The organism is Pseudomonas sp. LB3P93 (genome assembly GCF_054898025.1).
Map to the genome: position 1 here is coordinate 4450499 of NZ_CM142713.1, position 21617 is coordinate 4472115.

Consider the following 21617-nt stretch of genomic DNA (forward strand, 5'->3'; position numbering starts at 1 on the left):
TCCCGCTGCTATGCTGGCGGCTCATGCCGCCAGTGTTCGCTCTGCCATGACCACCAAGAAAGACAACGTGCCCCTACCCGAAGACCTGCGTGTACTCCTCACCGTGATCCGCAAGAGCGGTTTCGCCGCCGCTGCCGATGAGCTGGGCCTGTCACCCGCCTACGTCAGCAAGCGCATCCAGATTCTCGAAACCACCCTCGGCACCCGCCTGCTCCATCGCACCAGTCGCCGCATCGCCCTGACCGAGGACGGTGAACGGGTCCAGCGCTGGGCACTGCGCATTCTCGATGACTTCCAGCAACTGCACGACGAACTCTCCGACGCCCACGACAGTCCTCGCGGGCGCCTGCATTTGTGCACGAGTTTCGGCTTCGGCCGCATTCATGTGGCGCCGGCCCTGTCGTTGTTGGCCGAGCGCTACCCGGATCTGGAGATTCGCCTCGACCTGTTCGACCGGGTGGTGGACATCGTCAGTGAAGGCTTTGACCTGGAGATCCGAGTCGGCGATGACATTCCCGGTCAGCACATTGGCCGGCAGTTGGTGAGTAATCGACGGGTGCTGTGCGCGGCCCCGGCCTATCTGCAACGTCGAGGCACGCCGCAGCTGCTGAGCGATCTGGAGCAACACGACTGCCTGGTGCTCAAGGAGCGCGACAACGCATTCGGCGTCTGGAACCTGGAACACGACGGCGTTCTGGACAGCGTGAGGGTCAGCGGGCCGTTGTCGTCCAACAGCGGGGAAATCGTCTTGCAGTGGGCACTGGATGGGCGCGGCGTGTTGCTGCGCTCATTGTGGGATGTGAAGCCGCTGCTGGAACAAGGACGGCTGGTGCAGTTGCTGCCCGAATACACCCAGAGCGCCAACGTCTGGGCGGTGTACCCGACGCGGCTGGCGTATTCGGGGAAGCTGCGGGCGTGTGTGGAGTTTTTGCAGGAGCATTTCAAGGGGTTGTCGGTGTAGCCACAATAGCGCTTCTTGCTGAAGCGATGAGTAACCTGTGGCGAGGGAGCTTGCTCCCGCTGGACTGCGCAGCAGTCCCCTTCTTTTTGGAGGGAAGAGGGGCCGCTTCGCGGCCCAGCGGGAACAAGCTCCCTCGCCACAAGATCAGGATTGTCAGGACAACCAAGGGTTGGCAGCCAGGTGATTGCGTTCGAAGGTTTTGATTTGCTCGCTGCGCTGCAAGGTGCTGCCGATGGCGTCGAGGCCCAGCAACAGTGCGGTTTTGCGCAAGGTGTCGATCTCGAACGGGATGACCCGACCGTCGTGGAGGCGAATCTCTTGAACTTCCAGATCGACATTAATCAGCGCGCTGTCCGGCTCACTGACCACTTGCCCAAGCCGCTGTGACACCGCCTCTTCGAGGGTAATCAACAACACCCCGTTACGCTGGCAGTTGTCATAGAAAATCCCGGCAAAGCTACTGCCGATCAGCGCCCGAATCCCCATCTGCTTCAAACCCCACACCGCATGCTCACGGCTCGACCCGCAGCCAAAATTCGGCCCGACCACCATGAAGCTTGCACCCTGCCATGCCGGTTTGTTCAGCACGAACTCGGGGTTCAGCGAACCGTCCGGCATAAACCGCAGGTCAAAAAACAAACCACGATCCAGCCCGGCGCGATCGATGCCCTTGAGAAACTGCTTGGGCATGATCACGTCGGTGTCGATGTTGGCAGCGAGCATCGGCGCGGCCTTGCCGGTGAACTGGGTGAAAGGTTGCAGGCTCATGCGCGGTCTCCTAAGTGACGGATGTCGGTCAAGCGACCGGTGATCGCCGCGGCGGCGACCATGGCCGGACTCATCAGGTGCGTGCGCGCGCCCGCGCCCTGACGGCCTTCGAAATTGCGGTTGGTGCTGGAGGCGCAGCGGTCGCCCGGTGCCAGCACGTCATCGTTCATCGCCAGGCACATGGAGCAGCCAGACTGCCGCCACTCGAACCCGGCCTCGATAAAGATTGCCGCCAAACCTTCGGCTTCAGCCTGGTTTCTCACTTCGGTGGAACCCGGCACGATCATCGCCCGCACGTGCCCGGCGACGTGTTTGCCCCGCACCACGCTGGCGGCGTCGCGCAGGTCTTCGATGCGCGCGTTGGTGCAGGAGCCGATAAAGGCGTGGCTGATGACGATCTCGCTGAGCGGCATGCCGGCTTCGAGGCCCATGTAGTTCAGGGCACGGCGCATGTCCTGACGCAGGATCAGGTCGCTGACGTCTTGCGGGTCCGGCACGCGCGCGCCAATCGGTGACGCCTGATCCGGGCTGGTGCCCCACGTCACCATCGGTTCCAGGGTGCTGGCGTCCACCCGGACTTCGCGGTCGAAAGGCGCGTTCGCGTCGCTGTGCAAGGCCCACCATTTCTCGACCGCTTGCTCCCACAACGCGCCTTTGGGTGCACGGGGCTTGTCCTTGAGGTAGGCGAAGACTTTCTCGTCCGGGGCCATGAATGCGCCTCGCGCCCCGGCCTCGACGGCCATGTTGCAGATGGTCATGCGCGCTTCGACGCTCAACGCATCGATGGTCGAGCCGCGAAACTCGATGGCGTACCCGGTAGCGCCCGACGCGCCGATCTGGCCGATCAGCGCCATGATCACGTCCTTGGACGTCAGCCCCGGCGCCAACTCGCCATCCACCGTCACGCGCATGCTTTTCAGGCGTTTGTAGACCAGGGTCTGGGACGCCAGCAGGTGCTCAATCTCCGAAGTGCCGATGCCGAAACCGAACGCACCGAGGGCGCCATAGGTGGTGGTGTGGCTGTCGCCCGCCGCGATCACCATGCCCGGCAGAATGAACCCCTGCTCCGGCGCAATGACGTGTTCGATGCCCTGGCGTTTGTTGAGGATGTCGAGCAACTCGATGCCGAAGTCCTGGCAGTTTTCCGCGAGGTACGACACTTGCCGCGCGCCACCGGGGTCCGGCATGGCGGCGATGCGCACCGGGGCGGTGGGGTTGACGTGATCGACCACAGCCAACGCGGTTCCGGCACGCCAGACCCCGCGCCCGGCCTCGCGCAAACCGCTGAACGCCTGGGGGCTGGTGTATTCGTTGATGACCTGGCGATCGATGTACAACAGGACGTGGCCCTGGTCATCGAGGCGACACACCGTGTGGGAATCGATGTGTTTGTCGTAGAGGGTTCTTGCTGGCGTCATGGAGGGGCTCGCTCAGGCTCGCGGGTGAAAGGCGTCTGAGTTCCATCTTAGGGAGTGGGCCATCCCCATCAATGGCCGGAGAGTGATCCCGTGAACCATGGTTCGTGTTGGATCGAGGCCCCCCCGTCCTGAAGTGAATGCAAATCCCTTGTGGGAGCGGGCTTGCTCGCGAAAGCGGTGTGTCAGTCGACATTGATATCGACGGACAAGACGCCTTCGCGAGCAAGCCCGCTCCCACAGGGGATGGTGTGTTGGCAGGAACGGGAAACATTTACTTTCATATACCGCTTCGGGATTTCCGTTCCTCATCCGTCCTATATAGATGCAGTCAGTCCGCGTAGGCAAAAGCCACGGGCCGGCCTTTCATGGACCTCATCGCTGGGAAGCCCGCAGCAGAGGCCCTCTCATCGAAACAAGACCTTTAATCATGTCGAAGAAATCCCGCTCAAAACTCTGGTTTCTGGTCCATAGCTGGCTGGCCTTGCCGATCTGGTTTTTCGTGCTGATCGTCTGTGTCACCGGCACGCTGGCGGTGGTCAGTCAGGAAATCGTCTGGCTGGCCAACCCGCAAATGCGCGCCAGCCAACCCACGGACGATGCGCCGCTGCTCAGTTATGACCAGATCATCGCCGCCATCAAGAAGGCGGAACCGAACACACTGGTCGAGGGCATCAGCCGGCCCGACGAGTCGCACTTCGCCCTCGATGTCAACGTCAGCTACCCCGATGGCCGCTCGTTGACGGTTTACGTCAACCCGTACACCGGCGTAATTCAGGGCACCGCCCCGCCATTCAATTTCCAGGCCTTCACCCGTGCATTGCATGGCTGGTGGCTGGTGCCGTTCACCAACGGTTACAGCTGGGGCTGGTACCTGGTGTCGTTCCTGAGCCTGCCGTTGCTGGCGTCGCTGGTGACCGGACTGGTGGTCTACAAGCGTTTCTGGAAAGGCTTCTTCCGGCCGACGTTGCGCATCCGTCATGGCGCGCGGATTTTCTGGGGCGACTTTCACCGCCTGAGTGGCATCTGGTCGATCTGGTTCATCGCGGTGATTTCCATCACCAGCACCTGGTTCCTGATTCAAGCCTTCATGTTTGATAACCAGGTGTCGATTTCCACCGCGCCGGTGGCGCTTGTGGTCCCCCGTGAGAGCGTGCCGGTGAGCACCGATGGCTCGCCCGCGCCGATGATCAGCCTGGAGGCGGCGATTGCCCAGGCCAAGGAACGCATCCCCGGCCTGGAAGACAGCTTCGTCAGCATGCCCGCCAATGCCTACAGCTACCTGACCGTGGGCGGTCGCAGTTGGTATCCCTTGATGTTCCAGACCGCCGAGATCAACCCGTACACCGGCGATATCGCCGCCACCCGCCTGCTGTCGGACCGTTCCGGCCTGGAGTTGGTGACCGAATCCATGCGGCCGTTGCACACCGGTGATTTCGGCGGCATCTGGATCAAGCTGATCTGGTTCTTCTTCGGTTTGATCCTGAGCATGATGGTGCTCAGCGGCCTGTTGATCTGGACCAAACGCACCGCCCTGGCCACGGCCAATGCCCTCAAGCGCAAAGACAAACGTCCGCGCGCGGTCGTCGTCACAAGCCGTGAAACCACGGAGGTCAGCCAATGAGCCTGTTCGCCGCCGACAAACCGGCCTCGAAACTGAGCCGCTTCTGGCACAAATGGCGCTTCCACATCAACGTTCTGCTGTTGCTGGTGCCGCTGGGGTTCATGCCCAAGTACTTTGCCGACGCGGCGCTGTTTCGCGGCGACACCGGGCTCGGTGAGCGGGAGATCGGTGAAGTGAAGGTCGGCCCCTGGAGCCTGCGCCTCGCCGAGTTGCGCAACGAAGCACCGACCCTCGATGGCCCGGCCGGCTACATGAAGAACTTCAACGCGGCCCTGTGCGACAGCTGTCGCGATCAGGTCAAGGCGACGTACCTGCGCATCGGCAAACCCCGCAGCCTGCGCGCCGCCGGGGTGATTTTCTTCGGCACGCCGTACCGCATGGGCGCCATGCTGCCGATCCCGGACAAAACCAAAGCCGACGCCGAACTGTGGATCACCATGGAAGGCTGGGACGGCGCGATGCATCAAGCGTCGATCCCGCTGAGCCAGGCATCCCCCGCCACCCTCGCGTGGCTGAACAAACAAGGAGGCAAACCATGACGCTACGATCTCTGAACGCGGCTTTGCTGGTGCTCTGCGCCGGTTTCAGCGCCAGCGCCCTGGCCCACAACCCGATGTGCGAATGCAAAGCCATCGACGCAGAACAAATCCAGTGCACGGGCGGTTTCTCCGACGGCAGCGGCGCGCCGGGGGTGACGCTGGACGTGATCGGCTACGACGAAACCATCCTGGTGCCGGGCAAGCTCGGCGCCGATTCGACCCTGACCTTCAAGAAGCCCGGCGCCGAGTTCTACGTGCTGTTCGACGCCGGCCCCGGCCACGTCGTCGAGATCGACCAAGCGGACATTCAAGCCCCATGAGTACGCCTACTACGCACGTCGTCCGCCCGGCCGGTGCCGGCCATGAAACCCTGTTTGTGTTGCTGTTGTGCCTGATGATCCTGGCGGTGGCCGGCTCGGTGGTTGCCTGGCGCCATGAGTCTCAGGAAGTCAGCAGCGTCACCAGCCATCAACTGGATGCCCGCCGCGACCTGAGCGCGTCCGAGCAAGGGATCTACGCCGACCTGCGGGTGACGCTGGACGAAATTCATTTGCTGCGCCAGGAACAGCAAGCGTTGCCGACACCCCAGAATCTTGCCGATGAAGGCTTTGCGCCGTTTGCCCAGGACGCCAGTTCCGTCAGTCGTGGCGGCCATGCCTGGCAGTTGCTCGACGCCAAGGCTTACTTCGGTCAGAGCCAGACACCCGCCGTGGCCGGTTCGTTTCTGATGCGCCTGACTGCCGACGACGATGCGCCGGACGTCTGGCTCAACCGCGGCAAAGCCCTCGCGGCCCCGACCGATCTCACTGACGCCGCGCTCGAAAGCGCTGGCTGGCAGCAGATCGTCGCGCAATTCGATGCCGGCGTGACCCGCCAGCACCGGCACTGAACCCTCGCCTTCACCCGAGAGAAGACCGCTTTCCCATGCCTATTTCATCTCTACGCTCTTTCCTGCGCCTGACAGTGGTTGGCGTGCTGGCTTGCCTGCTGACGCCACTGGCCAGCGCCGACGAGGCCAAGCGCCTGCGCATCGGCATCACCCTGCACCCTTATTACAGCTACGTGGCCAACATCGTCGGTGACAAAGCCGAGGTGGTGCCGCTGATTCCGTCCGGGTTCAACCCGCACGCCTACGAGCCCCGCGCCGAGGACATCAAGCGCATCAGCGGACTGGACGTGATCGTGCTCAACGGCGTCGGTCATGACGACTTCGCCGACCGCATGATCGCCGCCAGCGAAACCCCGAACGTCCCGGTGATCGAAGCCAACGAAAACGTGCCGCTGCTGGCCGCCACCGGTGTCGCCGCGCGCGGCGCCGGCAAAGTCGTCAACCCGCACACCTTCCTGTCGATCAGCGCTTCCATTGCCCAGGTCAACAACATCGCCCGGGAACTGGGCAAACTCGACCCGGCCAATGCCAAGACCTACACCCAGAACGCCCGTGCCTACGGCAAACGCCTGCGGCAGATGCGCGCCGACGCCCTGGCAAAACTGACCCAGGCGCCGAACGCCGAACTGCGGGTGGCCACTGTTCACGCAGCTTACGACTACCTGCTGCGTGAATTCGGCCTGGAAGTGACGGCCGTGGTTGAACCGGCCCACGGCATCGAGCCGAGCCCGAGCCAGCTGAAAAAGACCATCGATCAACTGCGGGAACTGGACGTGAAGGTGATCTTCTCGGAGATGGATTTCCCGTCTACTTACGTCGAGACCATCCAGCGTGAGTCAGGGGTCAAGCTGTACCCGCTGTCGCATATTTCCTATGGCGAATACACCGCCGACAAGTATGAGAAGGAAATGACCGGCAACCTCAACACGGTGGTCCGGGCGATTCAGGAGTCGGGGAAATGACGGCGAAAGAAACCATCAGCGATTCCCCTGTGGGAGCGAGCATGCTCGCGAAGAGGGAGTGTCAATCGACATCGATGTTGACTGACCCACCGCAATCGCGAGCAGGCTCACTCCTACAGGGTTCGGGGCCGACGCTGGACTTTGCGGAGGTCAGTTTGACGCTGGGGCGCACGACGATCCTCGACAACGTGACGTTTCAAGTCCAGCCCGGCAGCGTGCATGCGCTGGTGGGCCCCAACGGTGGTGGCAAGAGCTCGCTGATCAAGACGCTGCTCGGACAGATGCCGCACCAGGGCCGTTTGAGCCTGCAATGGCCCGGCACTCCCGGGACCATTGGCTACGTGCCTCAGGCGCTGGAATTCGATCGCGGCCTGCCAATGACCGTCGACGATTTCATGGCCGCGATGTGTCAGCGCCGTCCCGCATTCCTCGGTTTGAGCAAGCATTACGCGGCAGCGATCGGTGAAGCGCTTGAACGCGTCGGCATGCAGGACAAACGCAAGCGGCGCATGGGCGCGTTGTCCGGCGGTGAGCGTCAGCGCGTGTTGCTCGCTCAAGGGTTGATCCCGGCACCGCAGTTGCTGGTACTCGACGAACCGATGTCGGCCCTCGATGAGGCCGGTATCCAGGTGTTCGAACGGCTGCTCGGCGACTGGCGCCAGAGCGGCATCACTGTGCTGTGGATCGAGCATGATCTGGAAGCGGTCGGGCGTTTGGCGGATCGCGTCACCGGGCTCAATCGCCGGGTGCTGTTCGATGCCACGCCCAAGGAAGCTTTGACGCCGGAGCGTTTGCTGACCCTGTTCTCCACCCATCCACGGAGCGCTGCCTGATGAGTTATGAAGCCTTTCGCTTGATGGTCCAGGGCTGGGCGTCTTCGGGTTACCTGCCCGAAGCGCTGGCCTATGGATTTGTGGTCAACGCGCTGCTCGCCGGGTTGCTGATCGGCCCGGTGCTGGGCGGTCTGGGCACGTTGGTGGTGGTCAAGCGCTTTGCGTTTTTCTCCGAAGCGGTGGGTCACGCGGCATTGACTGGCGTGGCCATCGGCATCCTGCTCGGCGAACCCTACACCGGGCCTTACGGCAGCCTGTTCGGTTACTGCCTGCTGTTCGGCATCCTGCTCAACTACCTGCGTAACCGCACCGGGTTGGCGCCGGATACGTTGATCGGCGTGTTTCTCTCGGTGTCGCTGGCGCTGGGCGCGAGCCTGCTGCTGATCCTGGCGGGCAAGATCAACGTGCACATCCTCGAAAACGTGCTGTTCGGTTCGGTGCTGACGGTCAACGGCAATGATCTGCTGGTGCTGGCCATCGTCGGCTCGCTGGTCATGGCGTTGGCCTTGCCGCTGTACAACCGCATCATGCTGGCCAGTTTCAACCCGCAACTGGCGGCGGTACGCGGTGTGGCGGTGAAGACCCTGGATTATCTGTTTGTGATTCTGGTGACCCTGATCACCGTGGCTGCTGTGAAAGTCATCGGCGCGATTCTGGTCGGTGCGCTACTGGTAATTCCAGCCGCGGCAGCACGTTTGCTCAGCCAGTCTCTGAAGGGTTTCTTCTGGTGTTCGGTGCTGATCGCCACGGTCAGCACACTGTGTGGAATCCTCGCGCCGATCGTCTTCGACCTGCCTATTCCGTCCGGTGCCGCGATCATTCTGGTGGCCGGTATCGCTTTTGCTCTGGCCGCCATTGCGCGTGGCGTCGTTCCAAGTCTGAAAGGGAATCTCGGATAAATGTCTTTTACTTTGCGTCAATTGACCCTGGCCGTGGCCCTGTGTGGACCCGCTTCGTTCAGCGTGCACGCCGTCGACCAATTTGAACCGATGCGCATGCTGGCCAGTCATGGTATCGGCAATACCGCGCTCTTCGCCGCAACATCGACGCACAAGGTGCTGGTCCTGGCTTCGTTGCCGGTTACGTTTGGCCTGGGCAGCGTGCTGCTGGAGGGCACCGATGTCGCCATCGAGCGCGCGGCACCGGCCAACCTGCCCGGGACACGGCAGACGGCGTACTTCACCGGCCGTGGCGCTCCGGCGCTGGCCAAACTGGCGACCGACGCCGATGCGGTGATCGGTCTGCGCTCATTGTGGCCGGACGACCCGCTGTACCCGAACGCTCGTCGCAGCAACATCCGCATCATTGAAATCGATGCCGCCCGCCCGGTGGACGGCGCCCTCGCCGGCATCGCCGTGCAGCCGGGCAACAAGGTCGACGGGTTGAACAGTCAGCCGTGGTTTTCCAGCAACAACATGGGGCGCATGGCGGATGTGATGGCGGCAGACCTGGTGCGCCTGGCGCCCGAGGCCAAGCCGAAAATCGAGGCTAACCTGGCGGCGTTGAAGCAACGGCTGCTCAAGCTCAGCGCGGACAGCGAAGCTCGTCTGGCCAGCGCCGACAACCTCAGTGTGATGAGCCTGAGCGATCACTTCGGCTACCTGATCGGCGGGCTGAATCTGGAGCTGATCGGCCTCGATGCACGCCCTGATGCCGAATGGACACCTGAAGCGCTCAAGCAATTGGGCGCGACGCTGAAGGACAATGACGTGGCGGTGGTGTTGCATCATCGACAGCCGTCGGATGCGGTGAAAGCGGTGATTACTGAGTCTGGCAGTCGGCTGGTGGTGTTGAGTGTGGACGCGGCGGATCCGGTGGTTGAGCTGGAAGGGAATGTGGATTTGCTGATCAAGGGGTTGAGCGGTAAACCCGCTACCTAAGATGATCGTTCCCACGCTCTGCGTGGGAATGCCTCAATGGACGCTCTGCGTCCGCTTTGGGACGCGGAGCGTCCCGGGCTGCATTCCCACGCAGAGCGTGGGAACGATCTCTAGCAAAAAGCCCGCTGACTGCTAACAGTCCAGCGGGCTCCTTTTTTTGCGCCGTGCCTTAATTAGCCACTGCCGCCTGCTCATCCATCTTCTGACGCAAGCTCAACGGACGCATATCGGTCCAGGTCTCTTCGATGTAGGCCAGGCATTCCTTTTTCAGGCCGCTCTTGCCCACGGTGCGCCAGCCGGCAGGCACGGCTTTGTAGTCGGGCCAGATCGAGTACTGCTCTTCGTGGTTGACCACGACCTGAAAGAGGATGTCCTCGCGGTCGAATACTGACGTCATGGTGTTTCTCCATCGCTGTAGGGTGGGCTGCACAGCGTGTGCAGCCGGTATGTAGAAGGAACGTTCTGCCGCTCGAAAAATTTAGAGGCTGGCGGTGGCAGCGGCCATGGCCCGGCCGAAAATCTCCGCCACCCGATCGATTTCCGCCGCGGTAATCACCAGCGGCGGCAGGAAGCGCACCACGCCGCCATGACGGCCACCCAGCTCAAGAATCAACCCGCGCTTGAGGCATTCACGCTGCACCAGCGGCGCCAGGCGTCCGAAAATCGGTGGATGACCCAATGCATCGGGCGTACCCGTCGGATCGACCAGTTCAACGCCGAGCATCAAGCCGCGCCCGCGAATGTCACCCAGTTGCGGGAAGTCCCGCTGCAGGATGCGCAGGTGTTCGCTCAAGCGTTCACCCATGGCGGCGGCGTGCTCGCAGACCTTGTGTTCGGTCAGGTAACGCATCACCGCAGAACCCGCGGCCATGGCCATTTGGTTGCCGCGGAACGTCCCGGCATGGGCGCCCGGCAGCCAAGTGTCGAGCCAGTCGCGATAGACCACCACCGCCAATGGCAGGCTGCCGCCGATGGCTTTGGACATCACCACCACATCGGGAATGATTCCGGCGTGCTCGAAGGCGAACATCTTGCCGGTGCGGGCGAAACCGCTCTGGATTTCATCGACGATCAGCGCCACGCCGGCCTTTTCGGTGATGCGTCGCAGGCCGCGCAACCAATCGAGATCGGCCGGGATCACCCCGCCCTCGCCTTGCACTGCCTCGACGATCACCGCCGCCGGCAATTGCACACCGGCCTCCGGGTCATTCAGCAGGTTTTCCAGGTAGCTCAGGTTGACCTTCACCCCTTGCGCGCCGCCGAGCCCGAACGGGCAGCGGTAATCGTAGGGATAGGGCATGAACTGCACGCCGTTGCTGAGCAAGGCGCCCAATGGCTTTTTCGGCCCCAGGCTGCCCATCAGGCTCAACGCGCCCTGGCTCATGCCGTGATAACCGCCCTGGAACGACAGCACGGTGCTGCGTCCGGTGGCGGTACGCACCAGTTTCAGCGCGGCTTCCACCGCGTCGGTGCCGGTCGGGCCACAGAACTGGATCTTCGCTTGCGCGGCCAGGGCCGGTGGCAGCAGACCGAACAGGTCCTGGACGAACTGATCCTTGACCGGCGTGGTCAGGTCGAGGGTGTGCAGCGGCAGTTCATCGGTCAGCACTTGCTGGATCGCTTCGATCACCACCGGATGGTTATGCCCCAGGGCCAGGGTTCCGGCACCGGCCAGGCAGTCGATGAAACGGCGGCCTTCGACGTCTTCGACATAAATACCCTTGGCGCGTTTGAGCGCCAGGGGAATGCGCCGCGGGTAGCTGCGGGCATTCGATTCCTGCTGGTTTTGACGGGCCAACAGCGGCGATTCGTTGAATTGATAAAGCGTCTCGGCCGGCGCCGGAGTGATCCGGGCCGACTGATCTTCCATAAGGCTGGTAGCGACTGACATCTCTCGACCCCTCAATAAGGTTTTCCTGTTCTGGAAACGCATCAGGGCGCCGAGGATTTAGACCCTCGATCAGCTTTCTATGAAGGCAGTGTCAGTGCTTTGTGCATGGGAATGGCGTGGAGCCCGGCCACGGTGAAGATTTCGGCGCAGGGCCGGTAACCCAAATGACGGTAAAAGGCCTCGCTGGTGCGGGTGCTGTTGAGTCGTGCATGCGCCAGCCCTTGGTTGATCAACCAGCCTTCGAGGTCGTGTATCAGCGCCTCTCCGGCACCGCGACGAAACCATTCCGGCTGCACGTAGCAGAACGCAACCTTGCCGGTGATCCCTGCCATGGCGACACCGACCGGTTTGTCCTGCAACAGGGCGATGTTCAGGTACAACCGTTGGTCGGTCAGCCAGGGTTGCACGTGTTCGATGGTTTTGTTGTGGGTCCAGGTGGCAACTGTTCGCGGGTCGTTGCGGTGGTCGAGCGCGCAGCCGACACGAATGGAGCGCTCGACGATCCGGCTGATGATGCCGGCGTCGGCGGGGGTTGCCTTGCAGATGTGAATCGATGCTTCCATGGCGCTGTTACCTCAATCCATTGAGAAAAAGCTGCCGGGGACGATAGCGCTGTGGCGAGTGGGTGGCTAATGGAGAGAAGTTACATTTGATGTGCAACACAGCCCCCTGTGGGAGCGAGCCTGCTCGCCATAGCGGTCTATCTGCCACATCAATGCTGGATGTGCTGCCGCCATCACGCCCTGAGCCTTTCCGTCAACGCGATTTTGCTGTGTTCAGCTCGCTGGTCAACGGCGAGCCGTGCCGGAGCAAGGCCTGTAAATAAACCTTTTCGTCGTACACGGTGCTGGTCTTCCAGCACCGATAAACGATCCGGATCCACTTGAACGCCAAGGCCCTGAGGGCGGCTTGGTAAGAGCAGCCTTTGGCCCTTTGCTGGCGATAATAAGCTTCTGCCCACACCGATTGATTGATGCTGTGTGCAGCCCACTCAACAAAGGTCTGGCGCAAAAAAGTTGCGCATTGATAGCGCCAATGAACGACTTTTTTCTTGCCGCTACGTTCGGTAACCGGTGCGATCCCGGCGTATCGCTGCATCGAACTGGCATCCTTGAAGCGATCTCGCTGCTCACCAAAAGCCACCATCAACCGTGGCGCAAGCTGCTGCCCCGCGCCGGGCAAGGCCTGGAAGAGGCGGTAGTCGGCCAGGGTATTGGCGGTTTTTTCGATCTCCCGATCAAAGTCTTTGATCGCCGTGATGACCCCTTTCAGTTGCGAGACCAGGGCCAGCACATACAGCGCTGAAGGACTGACCACGCCTGGATCTTCAGTCAACGGCATGGCTTTGGTGATCAACGCCAAACGCTGCTGATTGAGTTCAGCATGGCGAACATTATGCGCGTGAAGGAACTTCAAAACGCTGGCCGGCCGAGCGCGCTTAAGCACTTCAAATGTCGACCAGCGCGCCAAAAACTCACAGAAAACCAGCGTGTCATGGTCATGAAACAGCTCAAGAGCCAACGGATAATACTGTTTGAGCATGCAGACCAGACGGTTGCTGATCTTGACCCGGTCATCGACCAGCCCACGGCGATGTTCGGTCAGACTGGCGAGCGAACGCATGGCGGAGCTTTGCTGGACCAGTTGAGGAAACCGTTCTGGGTGATTCAGCAACAGCTCAAGCGCCCATTGAGCATCCGTTGGATCATCCTTGGCGCCACTGGGGACGAAGGTTTTACGGTGCCGGGCCAAGGTGCTCGGATTGATCGGAAAGATACAAAAAAACTCATATTTTTGCAGAGCCGCTATCAGTGGCCCTTTGTTCAGCTCCACGGCGACCGCGATCGGGCCACCGTAACGTTGATGCAGCGACTTGGCCCAGCGATCAATCGACTCGGGCTTGTGGTCGATGACCTCGAAACTCCGCTGAGCCTCTCCAGTTATCTGCAAACAGATGTCGTGCTTGGCATCTGCCCAATCAATTCCGATATAAGCAGTGAACCTCTGAGACAGGAGCGTTTGCATGGAACACCTCCACAGGCGCTAAAGTACATGCAGGGACATGCATGCTTGCGTCCAGCGAAGGCGATATAGAGAGCCGTGTCGGGCTTTCCCTGAGAATTCGTTAGAGGGCGCAAGCGCACCTGTGGGCTCGAAGGTGATGGCGTAATCATCGAGTGCTTCGCGAGCATATTCGTAGCCCGCAGGTGCATGTTCCTTCCTCGCCGACAGCGAACTTCCAGCGAAGTCAGTATGGAAGAGAAAGGAACGGACTACCTATATCGCGAGCAGGCTCGCTCCTACAGGGGATTGGGGTGTTGGTTAGAGGGGTTGTAATGGCATGGTCAACTCAACCCGCAACCCATCCGGGCGGCTGTCGAAATGCAGGGTGCAGCCGCAGCGCTGAACAATCGCCTGAACAATCGCAAGGCCCAATCCGCAGCCGGTGCTCTGGCCGTGGCGCCAGAAGCGTTGGGTCAGGTGTTGCAGGTCGTCTTCGGCAATCCCCGGGCCGTGGTCGCGGACCAGAAAGCGCGCACGACTGCCGGTGGTTTCCAGGCTCAGTTCCACCGCCCCATCGCCCGGGGTATGGCGCAGGGCGTTGTCCAGCAGGTTGCGCAATGCGGCGATCGACAGCACCGCGGGCATTTGCACCGGCGCATCGGAAAACTTCGCCGGCATTTGCAGCTTGATCCGCCGACGATCGCCACTGGCAGCATCCTGGATCGCCAGTTTCGCCACTTGCTCGGCGCTGCATTGCACACCGTCATCGAAAGACAGGCTGCCCTCGACCCGCGCCAGCAGCAGCAATTGCTCCAGCGTGCGGTGCATGCGGTCGGCGCCCTCCTCGGCTCGGGCCAGGGACTGATCCCGGGCCGCGCCCTCGGTCATGCGCGCCACTTGCAGGTGGGTTTTGATTGCTGTCAGCGGGCTGCGTAATTCGTGAGCCGCGTCGCCGGTCAGGCGGCGTTCGCGTTCGATGGTCTTGCCGATGCGCTGGAACAGCTGATTCTGGGTGTCCAGCAACGGTTGAAGCTCGCTCGGCAACGGCTGAATTTGCAAGGGCTCAAGAGAGTCGGCGCTGCGCCGCATCAAGGCATCGCGCATCCGGTTCAGCGGCGCCAGCCCCTGGCCGATCCCCAGCCACAACAGGCACAGGCAGCCTAGCAACGCCACGCCCACCGGCACCGAAGCGGCCAGCAGGATCGACATGTTCAGCGCCTCACGCTCGATTTGCCGGTCAGCGGTGGTGATGCGCAAATCACCGCGGGCCAGGGTGAAGCTCCGCCACGGAGCACCGTCGATCATCTGATCGTGAAAGCCCATTTTCTCGGCTTCCAGGGTTTGTTGCGGGTCGGTGTGACTGCGGGCGAGGATTTCGCCGCGCAACGAGCTGACCTGGCAGGCCATGCCACCAGGAATATTAAGCTGTTCAGCACTGAAATGGGTGCCCTCGCCCTTGCTCGGCAACGCCGGCAATTGCTCCATCAGGCCGGCGACCATGCGCGCCGATGCCACCAGCCGCTGGTCGAGGGAAAACATCATTTGGTTGCGCAGGTCGCTGAGCATCCAGGCTGCCGCCAGGGCCCAGATCAGCGCAAAAGCGGCGCCGAGCGTCAGGCTCAGGCGCAAACGCAGGCTCATCACTTTTTCAATTCCTCTCCACCATCGGCCGGCCCCAGGCGATACCCCAGGCCGCGCACGGTCTCGACAATGCCATTGCCGAGTTTGCGCCGCAGGTGATGGATATGCACGTTGAGGGCGTTGCTCTCCAGCTCATCATTGAAACCATAAACGCTGTCCTTCAGTTGCTCAGTGGACAGCACCCGACCACGGTTATGCAACAAGGCCTGCAACAGCGACTGTTCACGGCGCGAAAGGTCGACGGACTGACCGCCGAGCATGGTTTCGCGGCTGCTCGGGTCGTAGGTCAGACGGCCATGTTCGATCAGGTTGACGCTACGCCCCGCCACTCGTCGCAACAAGGTGTGCAGGCGTGCGGCGAGTTCACGCAGGTCGAACGGCTTGAGCAGGTAATCGTCGGCACCGGCCTGTAACCCGTCGACGCGGTCGGTGACCGAGTCCCGTGCCGTGAGGATCAGCACCGGAATCTCCAGACCACTGGAACGCAACTGCTGCAACAGTTTCAAGCCGTCCTCATCGGGAAGGCCAAGGTCGAGCACCATGACGTCGAACTCAGCCACCTTGAGCATCGCACGGGCCGAGGATGCCGTCGCCACATGCTCCACGGTCAAGCCCTGGGCAGTGAGGCCAGCGACAATGCCGCTGGCGATCAGCTCATCGTCTTCGCAAACCAGTACGTGCATGGGAGCCCCCTTAGCAAAAAAGCGAGTCAAGCAGGTGAGGATTAAGGCTGAATTATGACGAGCGAGTCAGCGGACGAGAAGCACATTCGTAATATTGAACCAAAGAGTAGTCACTAAAAACTATAGCGCCAGCCTGACAACTTACTCTTTACACCCTTATTAAAACCAAACACCCGGATTCAACTTGAAACATACAACCACCCAACACCCATTCTAATTATCAAACACTAACGCTAATCTAACATCATTGAACAGCAGCAACTTCAATACGATTAACACACTCATAAAATCGCGCTACCGCACTGTAGCGCCATTTAAATAAACGAAAGGAATCAAACAATGACAACCCTGAAAAACTTTGTAGCCGTCGACTGGCGCGACGGGCTCGACCGCATCCATTTTTTCTTCAAGGACGACGAAACCTATTCTCGTTTCGATCTTGGGGACAACTGTGTCGGAGAGGGTTACCCTTGTAGTGTTTACGGTAACTGGGACGACTTTTCCCAGCATGCAAAAGACGTGCGATGTGGATTTACCACCTCGGGGCTTGATTGGGACGGGGCTGGTGGCGATCTTCTCGTGTTGTTCTACTACGAAGGCAAGACACCGATGGTGTGCAGGTACTCCCAGGGTAACGACTGTGTCGTTACCAAAACGCCTGTTTCACAATCCATATGGGCGCCGTTGAAACCTTACTTCGACAAGATTGTTGGTGTCATGTGGTTGGAGGAATCGGGGCGCAGGTTTGTTTTCTGGATACTGCTGAACGACGGCAACTATCTTAGTTATAACGCTTACACGCAAGAGCTGCACATCAAGCCCCTCAAAGGTTCCTACTGGGCATATTTAGAAAAATACAAAGGCCGCATGATTACCGCTGTAAAGAACGATGCGCCACTGCTCGACACCTACTTTTATATCTTTCTGACCAACAATCAGTACCTGAGATATGACTGTGATAATCGCGTTGTCACAGGCCCATTCGACGTCAACGAAGCGACATGGCGGGGTCTGATTCCAAGCTGAACACTGACTCGTCTGTGAACCTGGCGCGGTTAATCATCGGTTAATCGCCGCCTCCCATTGTGCACCTCACTTGCACAGGGATAAGGCTTACCCATGCGTCGACTGTTTCTGTTTTTTGTTCTCTTGATCTCGGGTGTGGCCCAGGCAGGGACCAATCCGTTCGATACCAAACCTGAATTCCTGCCGGTGGAAAAGGCCTTTGTCTTCACCTCCGAGCGCCTTGAATCGGGTGAAACACAGCTCTACTGGCAGATTACCGATGGTTATTACCTTTATCAGAAACGCCTGAAATTCGAGGGGTTGCCCCCGGAGCAGCATCCGCCATTACCTGAAGGCGAAGCGCACAGTGATGAGTTCTTCGGCGAACAGCAGGTCTATCGCCAAGGTCTGGATCTGAAGATTCCGGCGGGCGCCACCGGTCAGATCAAGGTGGGCTTCCAGGGCTGTGCCGATGCCGGTTTGTGTTATCCGCCGCAAACCCAGGTCGTGGATCTGGGTGGCAGCGTCGCGGTCGCCACCAACGAAGCACCGGATCAAGCCTTGGCCAGCGGCCTGCAACAACGGGCGCTGGGCTGGAGCGTGCTGGTGTTCTTTGGTCTGGGCCTGTTGCTGGCCTTCACCCCTTGCTCGTTGCCGATGCTGCCGATTCTGGCCGGGTTGATCGTCGGCAGCGGGGCTACGCCCAAACGCGGTTTCGCCTTGGCGACCAGTTACGTGGTGAGCATGGCCCTGATATATGCGGCAATGGGTGTGCTGGCCGCGCTGCTTGGTGCGAACCTTCAGGCCCTGTTGCAGAACCCGTGGCTGCTGGGCAGCTTCGCGGCGATATTTGTCCTGTTGGCGTTGCCGATGTTCGGTTTCTTCGAGCTGCAACTGCCGGTGGCCGTGCGTGATCGGCTGGAAAATGTCTCGCGCAATCAACGCGGCGGCAGCCTGATCGGTGCCGGTGTGCTGGGCGCCTTGTCGGGGTTGCTGGTCGGCCCGTGCATGACGGCGCCATTGGCCGGCGCGCTGCTTTACATCGCGCAAAGTGGCAATGCGCTGCATGGCGGCCTGATTCTGTTCGCCATGGGCATCGGCATCGGCGTGCCGCTGCTGTTGCTGGTAACCGTGGGCAATCGCTTCCTGCCCAAACCCGGTGCCTGGATGAACCTGCTTAAAGGCGTGTTCGGTTTCCTGTTCCTTGCCACCGCGCTACTGATGCTGCGCCCGGTGCTGGATCAATCCCTGTGGATCGGTTTGTGCGGCGCGTTGTTGCTGATCGCCGCCTACAGTGCGTGGAAACAGTCGGAAGGTTTTGGTCGCGTCGCCCATCTGTTCGGCGCCAGTGCGCTGTTGCTCGGGATTTGGGGCGGTCTGCTGCTGATCGGCGCCGCCGGTGGCAGTGATGATTTGCTCAAACCGTTGCAGGTCTACAGCGCTTCAGCTTCTTCCGGTAATGCCGCTCGCCCGACCGGCCATGAGGCGTTCACCACGATTAACAGTCCGCAAGCGCTGCAACAGGAACTGGACGCCGCCCAGGCCCAGGGCCAATGGGTGCTGCTGGACTACTACGCCGACTGGTGTGTGTCGTGCAAGGTCATGGAAAAACAGGTCTTCGGCAAAGCCAATGTGATGGCAGCGCTGAGTGATGTGCGCTTGCTACGGCTGGACGTGACCACCGACAATGCCGCCAGCCGCGAACTGCTCGGCCGTTATAAAGTGCCGGGGCCACCGAGTTTTCTGTGGATCGGTGCAGACGGCCAGGAGCGCCGCAGCCAGCGCATCACCGGTGAGGTCGATGCCGATACTTTCCTGCAACGCTGGACCACCACCCGAGACGCTCGTTAATGCTGACTTTTACCCTCGGCACCTTTGCCATCGCGCTTAACCATTTGCTGCTGATCAGTGCCTTGGCACTGGCGACGTTTGTCGGCTGGCGGGTGGCCAAGCGCGGTGGCGAAAATCCCGAGTCAGCGCTGTTCAGCCTGTTTTTGCTCGGCATGTTGGCGGCGCGGGTGGGTTTCGTGGTCGCCTACTGGTCGCACTATCGCAACGATCCGTGGCAGATCATCGACCTGCGCGATGGCGGCTTCCTCGCCTGGCCCGGGGTGATTGTGCTGCTGCTCACCGCGCTGTTTCGCGGTTGGCGTCGACCGGGTTTGCGCCGCCCGCTGGGTTTCGGCGTGGCCAGCGGGTTGGCGTTCTGGCTGCTGGCGACCTTCTCCCTGAGTATTTACGAACAAGGCACGCGCCTGCCGGAAATCGCCCTGCGCAATGCCGCCGGCGAAACCGTGCAACTGGCGGACTACAAGGGCGGGCCGTTGGTCATCAATCTCTGGGCCACCTGGTGCCCGCCGTGCCGTCGGGAGATGCCGGTGCTGGAAAACGCTCAGCAACAGCGCCCGGACCTGACCTTCCTGTTCGTCAATCAGGCCGAAAGCATGCAAAGCGTCAGCACCTTTCTCGAAACCCAGGGCCTGAGCCTGACCAACGTGCTGTTCGACGGCAGCGGTCGATTGGGTCAGGCCGTGGGTTCCATGGCATTGCCGACTACGCTGTTCTATAGCCCCGACGGTCGATTGCTGGGCAGCCATTTGGGCGAACTCTCGGACGCCAGCCTGGCCCGCGCCCTGGAAAACTTCGACACACCTTCTCCTGCCGTACCGGCCACCTCTTCAAGGAAACTGCCATGCCCCGCCTCCGCCACCTGCTGACCCTGACCCTGGGCGCAGCGTTGCTGCACCTGCCGTCGGTGCAGGCCGCCGAAGAATTGCCTGAGGCGATCAAGAAGATCGAAGCCAAGGGCGCAAAAATCGTCGGTCAGTTCGACGCACCGGATGGTCTGCGCGGTTATGCCGCGCAGTACCAGAGCCGCGGCATGGCGCTGTACCTGACCCCGGACGGCAAGCACGTGTTGCTCGGTAATTTGTACGACGCCGACGGCAACGACCTGAGCAGCGCGCCGTTGCAGAAGCTGGTTTACGCACCGATGGCCAAGGCAGTCTGGGGCAAGATGGAAGCCAGCAACTGGATCGGTGACGGCAACAAGGATGCGCCGCGCGTCGTCTATCTGTTCAGCGATCCGAACTGCCCTTACTGCAACATGTTCTGGGAACAAGCACGACCATGGGTCAAGGCCGGCAAGGTGCAGCTGCGGCACATCATGGTCGGGATCATTCGCGAAGACAGCCCGGGCAAATCCGCCGCACTGCTGGCCGCCAAGGACCCGAGCAAGGCGCTGGAAGATCACGAAAAGTCTGGCAAGAGCAGCTCGCTGAAAGCCTTGAAGGACGTGCCGCCGGCAATTCAGGCGAAACTCGCGGCGAACATGCAGCTGATGGAAGACCTGGAACTGCAGGCCACCCCGGCGATTTTCTACATGGACGACAAGGGCGAGCTGCAACAACAGCAAGGCGCGCCTTCGCCGGACAAGTTGGTGAAGATTCTCGGGCCGAAGTAGTTCGCTTCAGAGACTTGGTGACCATACCGACCCCATCGCGAGCAGGCTCGCTCCTACATTGGAATGCATTCCCCTGTGGGAGCGAGCCGGCTCCGGGCGGCGATCCGACGATGGGGCCAGCAAGATCGACTAATGTCTCTCGGCTAAAAACGCCAACAACACCTCGGTCACAAACTGCGGATTCTCCAGATTGGAGATATGCCCCGCCTCCGGCACCAGCACATACCGGCAACCGATCAACTCCGCCATTTCCTTCGTTTCCGACGGTGGCCGCGGTTTGTCCTGATCGCCGCACATCACCAGCGTGGTTTCAGGATTCAGTTCGCCCAGACGCGGCAACAGATCCTCCCGACCAAACGTAATCCGCCCCATCGGCACAATGCTTTCACGCAGACGCTCGGACGGCAGCGCCGCCAGTTTGGCGCGGAAATCCTGATACAGCGCCGACTGCGGATCGATCCCCGGACGGAAGAAAATCGGCACCACAATGTCGAGCAGCTGCGGTGAGATCACGCCGGTATCTTCGATCTGTTTGAACAGCGAGAAATAGTATTGACGAGTCGGTTCCGGCTCGACGCCCACGTAGGTGTCCATCAGCACCAGGCCGTTGATCCGCTGTCGCGCGGACAGCGCCAGTCGAACACCCCACATGCCACCCACCGACAGACCGACCAGCGTGACACGATCAACGTCCAGATGATCGAGCAGCGCCAAAGCCTGACGGGCAATGTCATCCAGCGATTGAGTGCCTTCGGGAAGTGGCCCGGATTCACCGTGGCCCCACAGGTCCAGGGCAATGACCCGGTGGTGTTGCGACAACGCAGCAATCTGCGGCGCCCACATGGCCTGGTCCCACAGGTAGCTGCCGGCCAGCAATACTGCCGGGCCGGTGCCTTGATCGATGTAGTGAAGGGCTTGTCCGTCAATCGTTACGAAGGGCATTAGCTGTCTCCTTTGTGAAGGGAATTCAACAAAAAAAGCAGAGGCAGCCTGAGCCGGTCCGAAGCGGCAGTCAACGCGCAAATTCGCGCAAATTTCGATGACGCCTTCGCGGGCAAG

At 61.0% G+C, this 21617-nt stretch carries 22 protein-coding genes; 13 read left to right on the forward strand and 9 right to left on the reverse strand.

The genetic code is table 11. The annotated features are described in order from the left end of the window. Positions 1-10: 10 nt before the first annotated feature. Positions 11-961 (forward strand): LysR substrate-binding domain-containing protein, encoded by a 951-nt coding sequence (locus ACYZT8_RS20045; protein ID WP_461975309.1) that lies wholly within the window; start codon positions 11-13, stop codon positions 959-961. A 153-nt stretch (positions 962-1114) separates the two neighbouring features. On the opposite strand, the gene leuD is transcribed toward ACYZT8_RS20045, so the two are convergent. Both leuD and leuC read right to left on the reverse strand, forming a co-directional pair. Continuing rightward, positions 1115-1729 (reverse strand): 3-isopropylmalate dehydratase small subunit, encoded by a 615-nt coding sequence (leuD, locus tag ACYZT8_RS20050; RefSeq protein ID WP_461975311.1) that lies wholly within the window; start codon positions 1727-1729, stop codon positions 1115-1117. Beyond that, positions 1726-3147: a 3-isopropylmalate dehydratase large subunit gene (leuC, locus tag ACYZT8_RS20055; protein ID WP_461975313.1), complete on the reverse strand. Its 1422-nt coding sequence runs from the start codon at positions 3145-3147 to the stop codon at positions 1726-1728. The genes leuD and leuC overlap by 4 nt, the downstream gene beginning before the upstream one ends. 427 nt (positions 3148-3574) lie before the next feature. On the opposite strand from leuC, the gene ACYZT8_RS20060 reads away from it, so the two are divergent. The 8 genes from ACYZT8_RS20060 to ACYZT8_RS20095 all read left to right on the forward strand — a co-directional run bounded on the left by ACYZT8_RS20060 (position 3575) and on the right by ACYZT8_RS20095 (position 9871). After that, the gene (locus ACYZT8_RS20060) at positions 3575-4768 is read left to right on the forward strand and encodes a PepSY-associated TM helix domain-containing protein (RefSeq protein ID WP_461975315.1); all 1194 of its coding nucleotides are present in this window, start codon (positions 3575-3577) and stop codon (positions 4766-4768) included. Further along, positions 4765-5307 carry a thiamine pyrophosphate-binding protein gene (locus ACYZT8_RS20065; RefSeq protein ID WP_461975317.1) on the forward strand — a complete coding sequence of 181 codons (543 nt, stop codon included), beginning with the start codon at positions 4765-4767 and terminating at the stop codon, positions 5305-5307. The genes ACYZT8_RS20060 and ACYZT8_RS20065 overlap by 4 nt, the downstream gene beginning before the upstream one ends. Next, positions 5304-5627 (forward strand): hypothetical protein, encoded by a 324-nt coding sequence (locus ACYZT8_RS20070; protein ID WP_461955003.1) that lies wholly within the window; start codon positions 5304-5306, stop codon positions 5625-5627. The genes ACYZT8_RS20065 and ACYZT8_RS20070 overlap by 4 nt, the downstream gene beginning before the upstream one ends. Further along, positions 5624-6196: a DUF6162 family protein gene (locus tag ACYZT8_RS20075; RefSeq protein WP_461975319.1), complete on the forward strand. Its 573-nt coding sequence runs from the start codon at positions 5624-5626 to the stop codon at positions 6194-6196. The genes ACYZT8_RS20070 and ACYZT8_RS20075 overlap by 4 nt, the downstream gene beginning before the upstream one ends. Before the next feature lie 35 nt (positions 6197-6231). Continuing rightward, positions 6232-7158 carry a metal ABC transporter substrate-binding protein gene (locus ACYZT8_RS20080; RefSeq protein WP_461975321.1) on the forward strand — a complete coding sequence of 309 codons (927 nt, stop codon included), beginning with the start codon at positions 6232-6234 and terminating at the stop codon, positions 7156-7158. A gap of 74 nt (positions 7159-7232) precedes the next feature. Further along, a complete protein-coding gene (locus ACYZT8_RS20085; RefSeq protein ID WP_461975323.1) occupies positions 7233-7991 on the forward strand; it encodes a metal ABC transporter ATP-binding protein in 759 nt (252 codons plus the stop codon). After that, the gene (locus tag ACYZT8_RS20090; RefSeq protein ID WP_003226663.1) at positions 7991-8890 is read left to right on the forward strand and encodes a metal ABC transporter permease; all 900 of its coding nucleotides are present in this window, start codon (positions 7991-7993) and stop codon (positions 8888-8890) included. The genes ACYZT8_RS20085 and ACYZT8_RS20090 overlap by 1 nt, the downstream gene beginning before the upstream one ends. Then, a complete protein-coding gene (locus ACYZT8_RS20095) occupies positions 8891-9871 on the forward strand; it encodes a metal ABC transporter substrate-binding protein (RefSeq protein ID WP_461975325.1) in 981 nt (326 codons plus the stop codon). A gap of 169 nt (positions 9872-10040) precedes the next feature. On the opposite strand, the gene ACYZT8_RS20100 is transcribed toward ACYZT8_RS20095, so the two are convergent. The 6 genes from ACYZT8_RS20100 to ACYZT8_RS20125 form a co-directional block, all read right to left on the reverse strand. Beyond that, positions 10041-10268: an MbtH family protein gene (locus tag ACYZT8_RS20100; protein ID WP_010461182.1), complete on the reverse strand. Its 228-nt coding sequence runs from the start codon at positions 10266-10268 to the stop codon at positions 10041-10043. An 81-nt stretch (positions 10269-10349) separates the two neighbouring features. Then, positions 10350-11762 (reverse strand): diaminobutyrate--2-oxoglutarate transaminase, encoded by a 1413-nt coding sequence (locus ACYZT8_RS20105; protein WP_461975327.1) that lies wholly within the window; start codon positions 11760-11762, stop codon positions 10350-10352. Between the two features lie 77 nt (positions 11763-11839). Next, a complete protein-coding gene (locus ACYZT8_RS20110; RefSeq protein ID WP_461975329.1) occupies positions 11840-12325 on the reverse strand; it encodes a GNAT family N-acetyltransferase in 486 nt (161 codons plus the stop codon). Positions 12326-12518: 193 nt separating this feature from the next. Beyond that, entirely contained in the window at positions 12519-13787 is a 1269-nt protein-coding gene (locus tag ACYZT8_RS20115) for an IS110 family RNA-guided transposase (protein ID WP_461973989.1), read from the reverse strand. Positions 13788-14084: 297 nt separating this feature from the next. Next, the gene (locus ACYZT8_RS20120; RefSeq protein ID WP_461975331.1) at positions 14085-15410 is read right to left on the reverse strand and encodes an ATP-binding protein; all 1326 of its coding nucleotides are present in this window, start codon (positions 15408-15410) and stop codon (positions 14085-14087) included. After that, positions 15407-16090: a response regulator gene (locus ACYZT8_RS20125; RefSeq protein ID WP_461975333.1), complete on the reverse strand. Its 684-nt coding sequence runs from the start codon at positions 16088-16090 to the stop codon at positions 15407-15409. The genes ACYZT8_RS20120 and ACYZT8_RS20125 overlap by 4 nt, the downstream gene beginning before the upstream one ends. 339 nt (positions 16091-16429) lie before the next feature. Between ACYZT8_RS20125 and ACYZT8_RS20130 the strand changes: the two genes are divergently transcribed. From ACYZT8_RS20130 to dsbG, 4 genes are all read left to right on the forward strand, one after another. Beyond that, positions 16430-17116 carry a hypothetical protein gene (locus ACYZT8_RS20130; protein WP_461975335.1) on the forward strand — a complete coding sequence of 229 codons (687 nt, stop codon included), beginning with the start codon at positions 16430-16432 and terminating at the stop codon, positions 17114-17116. 93 nt (positions 17117-17209) lie between these two features. Further along, entirely contained in the window at positions 17210-18946 is a 1737-nt protein-coding gene (dsbD, locus tag ACYZT8_RS20135; protein WP_461975337.1) for a protein-disulfide reductase DsbD, read from the forward strand. Next, entirely contained in the window at positions 18946-19812 is an 867-nt protein-coding gene (locus tag ACYZT8_RS20140) for a TlpA family protein disulfide reductase (protein ID WP_461975339.1), read from the forward strand. Before dsbD ends, ACYZT8_RS20140 begins: the two co-directional genes overlap by 1 nt. Next, the gene (gene dsbG / locus ACYZT8_RS20145) at positions 19788-20558 is read left to right on the forward strand and encodes a thiol:disulfide interchange protein DsbG (RefSeq protein ID WP_461975341.1); all 771 of its coding nucleotides are present in this window, start codon (positions 19788-19790) and stop codon (positions 20556-20558) included. The genes ACYZT8_RS20140 and dsbG overlap by 25 nt, the downstream gene beginning before the upstream one ends. A gap of 129 nt (positions 20559-20687) precedes the next feature. Here the strand turns inward: dsbG and ACYZT8_RS20150 are convergent, their stop codons facing one another. Continuing rightward, positions 20688-21500, reverse strand: a complete 813-nt coding sequence (locus ACYZT8_RS20150; protein ID WP_461975343.1) for an alpha/beta fold hydrolase — start codon at positions 21498-21500, stop codon at positions 20688-20690. Positions 21501-21617: the final 117 nt, after the last annotated feature.

Coding starts and splice junctions, on each gene's coding strand:
- ACYZT8_RS20045 (WP_461975309.1), top strand. CDS start 11: ATGCTGGCGGCTCATGCCGCCAGTGTTCGCTCTGCCATGACCACCAAG.
- leuD (WP_461975311.1), bottom strand. CDS start 1,729: ATGAGCCTGCAACCTTTCACCCAGTTCACCGGCAAGGCCGCGCCGATG.
- leuC (WP_461975313.1), bottom strand. CDS start 3,147: ATGACGCCAGCAAGAACCCTCTACGACAAACACATCGATTCCCACACG.
- ACYZT8_RS20060 (WP_461975315.1), top strand. CDS start 3,575: ATGTCGAAGAAATCCCGCTCAAAACTCTGGTTTCTGGTCCATAGCTGG.
- ACYZT8_RS20065 (WP_461975317.1), top strand. CDS start 4,765: ATGAGCCTGTTCGCCGCCGACAAACCGGCCTCGAAACTGAGCCGCTTC.
- ACYZT8_RS20070 (WP_461955003.1), top strand. CDS start 5,304: ATGACGCTACGATCTCTGAACGCGGCTTTGCTGGTGCTCTGCGCCGGT.
- ACYZT8_RS20075 (WP_461975319.1), top strand. CDS start 5,624: ATGAGTACGCCTACTACGCACGTCGTCCGCCCGGCCGGTGCCGGCCAT.
- ACYZT8_RS20080 (WP_461975321.1), top strand. CDS start 6,232: ATGCCTATTTCATCTCTACGCTCTTTCCTGCGCCTGACAGTGGTTGGC.
- ACYZT8_RS20085 (WP_461975323.1), top strand. CDS start 7,233: ATGTTGACTGACCCACCGCAATCGCGAGCAGGCTCACTCCTACAGGGT.
- ACYZT8_RS20090 (WP_003226663.1), top strand. CDS start 7,991: ATGAGTTATGAAGCCTTTCGCTTGATGGTCCAGGGCTGGGCGTCTTCG.
- ACYZT8_RS20095 (WP_461975325.1), top strand. CDS start 8,891: ATGTCTTTTACTTTGCGTCAATTGACCCTGGCCGTGGCCCTGTGTGGA.
- ACYZT8_RS20100 (WP_010461182.1), bottom strand. CDS start 10,268: ATGACGTCAGTATTCGACCGCGAGGACATCCTCTTTCAGGTCGTGGTC.
- ACYZT8_RS20105 (WP_461975327.1), bottom strand. CDS start 11,762: ATGTCAGTCGCTACCAGCCTTATGGAAGATCAGTCGGCCCGGATCACT.
- ACYZT8_RS20110 (WP_461975329.1), bottom strand. CDS start 12,325: ATGGAAGCATCGATTCACATCTGCAAGGCAACCCCCGCCGACGCCGGC.
- ACYZT8_RS20115 (WP_461973989.1), bottom strand. CDS start 13,787: ATGCAAACGCTCCTGTCTCAGAGGTTCACTGCTTATATCGGAATTGAT.
- ACYZT8_RS20125 (WP_461975333.1), bottom strand. CDS start 16,090: ATGCACGTACTGGTTTGCGAAGACGATGAGCTGATCGCCAGCGGCATT.
- ACYZT8_RS20130 (WP_461975335.1), top strand. CDS start 16,430: ATGACAACCCTGAAAAACTTTGTAGCCGTCGACTGGCGCGACGGGCTC.
- dsbD (WP_461975337.1), top strand. CDS start 17,210: ATGCGTCGACTGTTTCTGTTTTTTGTTCTCTTGATCTCGGGTGTGGCC.
- ACYZT8_RS20140 (WP_461975339.1), top strand. CDS start 18,946: ATGCTGACTTTTACCCTCGGCACCTTTGCCATCGCGCTTAACCATTTG.
- dsbG (WP_461975341.1), top strand. CDS start 19,788: ATGCCCCGCCTCCGCCACCTGCTGACCCTGACCCTGGGCGCAGCGTTG.
- ACYZT8_RS20150 (WP_461975343.1), bottom strand. CDS start 21,500: ATGCCCTTCGTAACGATTGACGGACAAGCCCTTCACTACATCGATCAA.